This window comes from Streptomyces sp. NPDC102462, from assembly GCF_044765425.1.
Taxonomy (GTDB): Bacteria; Actinomycetota; Actinomycetes; order Streptomycetales; family Streptomycetaceae; genus Streptomyces.
On sequence record NZ_JBIWKB010000026.1, the window covers coordinates 32,751 to 34,707 of the forward strand.

The following is a 1,957-nucleotide window of genomic DNA, read 5'->3' on the forward strand; positions in this document are numbered from 1 at the left end:
GTACCGTCGGCTGCCACCGGACGACCGGCCCGGCAAGGCTTTCGGCCGCCGCGCCGTCGTGGCTGGTCGCGCAGTTCCCCGCGCCCCCTTCGGGGCGCTCACCGGTACCGTCGGCTGCCACCGGACGACCGGCCCGGCAAGGCTTTCGGCCGCCGCGCCGTCGTGGCTGATCGCGCAGTTCCCCGCGCCCCCATCGGGCGCTCATCAGTACCGTCGGCTGCCACCGGACGACCGGCCCGGCAAGGCTTTCGGCCGCCGCGCCGTCGTGGCTGGTCGCGCAGTTCCCCGCGCCCCCTTCGGGGCGCTCATCAGTACCGTCGGCTGCCACCGGACGACCGGCCCGGTATGGCTTTCGGCCGCCGCGCCGTTGTGGCTGGTCGCGCAGTTCCCCGCGCCCCTTTGGGGTGCTCATCGGTATCGTCGGCTGCCACGGGGCGCCTGGCCGACGGGTTTGGGGGTTTGGGGGGTGCGGGTTGCAGAGGCTGGCGTACGGGCGTTCCCTGGAAGTATCGAGTGGCGAAGCAAGAGCGCCTGGGCCCGCGACACGGGCCGACAGGCCGTGTCACGGTGCGCGTCTTTGCGGATGCGGCGGCCCGTCGCCGGTGCCCCGGCGTTCGACGCGGAGGTGGTACAGGTGAAAGCCGTCGTCTACGAGAAGCCCTTCAGCGTGGCTGTGAGGGATGTCGACGATCCGCAGATCCAGCACCCGAACGACGTGCTGGTACGGGTGACGTCGACCGCGATCTGCGGATCCGACCTGCACATGTACGAGGGCCGCACGGCGGCCGAGGCCGGCATCGTCTTCGGGCACGAGAACCTCGGCGTCATCGAGGAGGTCGGCAGCGGTGTGACCTCCCTGTCCTCCGGGGACCGCGTCGTGATGCCGTTCAACGTCGCGTGCGGGTTCTGCAAGAACTGTCTCGCCGGCAAGACCGGGTTCTGTCTCACGGTCAACCCGGGGTTCGCCGGTGGTGCGTACGGCTATGTGGCGATGGGCCCCTTCATCGGCGGCCAGGCGGAGCGGTTGCGGGTGCCCTACGCCGACTTCAACTGTCTGAAGCTGCCGCCGGGCGACGAGTTCGAGACCGACTTCGTGCTGCTCGCCGACATCTTCCCGACCGGATATCACGGTTGCGAACTCGCCAAGGTGTCCCCCGGTGAGAGCGTGGCCGTGTTCGGCGCCGGCCCCGTCGGCCTGATGGCCGCCTACTCCGCGCTGTTGCGCGGTGCGTCCCAGGTGTTCGTCGTGGACCGGGTGCCCGAACGGCTCGCCAAGGCGGCGGAGATCGGGGCCGTCCCGATCGACTTCAGCCAGGGTGATCCGACCGAGCAGATCAAGGAGCAGACCCGGGGCGAGGGCACCGACAAGGGTGTGGACGCCGTCGGGTACCAGGCCCAGGCGCCCGACGCCAGCCACGAGGAACCCGCCGTCGTCCTGAACACGCTCGTCGAGACGGTGCGGCCGACCGGCATGCTCGGCATACCGGGCCTGTACGTGCCCTCCGACCCGGGCGGACCCGACGAGCACGCCAAGCACGGCCAACTGCTGGTCTCCATCGGCCGGATGTTCGAGAAGGGCCAGCAGATGGGCACGGGCCAGTGCAACGTCAAGCAGTACAACCGCCAGCTGCGCGACCTGATCATCTCGGGGCGGGCCAAGCCCAGTTTCGTGGTCTCGCACGAGCTGCCGCTGGCCGACGCTCCGCAGGCGTACGAGAAGTTCGACCAACGGATCGAGGGATACACCAAGGTCGTTCTGCACCCCGGACACGCGCTCGCGGCCTGAGCGCTCCGCTGGAAATGCCGCGATATGCCGGTGATCATCTGCGGCACCATCGTGGCTGGTCGCGCAGTTCCCCGCGCCCCTTCAGGGCGCTGAACCGGCGCGGGGGGGGGGCGCCCCCCCCGGGGGGGGCCCCCCCCCGGGGGGGGGGGGGGGGGGGGGCGGAAACCCCCG

General features: G+C 71.0%; 1 protein-coding gene. It reads left to right on the forward strand.

Going from position 1 to position 1,957, the window contains the following annotated elements; translation table 11 throughout:
- Window positions 1-634 precede the first annotated feature (634 nt).
- Window positions 635-1,786 carry a glutathione-independent formaldehyde dehydrogenase gene (locus tag ACIRFL_RS22595; RefSeq protein WP_404031108.1) on the forward strand — a complete coding sequence of 384 codons (1,152 nt, stop codon included), beginning with the start codon at window positions 635-637 and terminating at the stop codon, window positions 1,784-1,786.
- The last annotated feature ends 171 nt before the right edge of the window (window positions 1,787-1,957 follow it).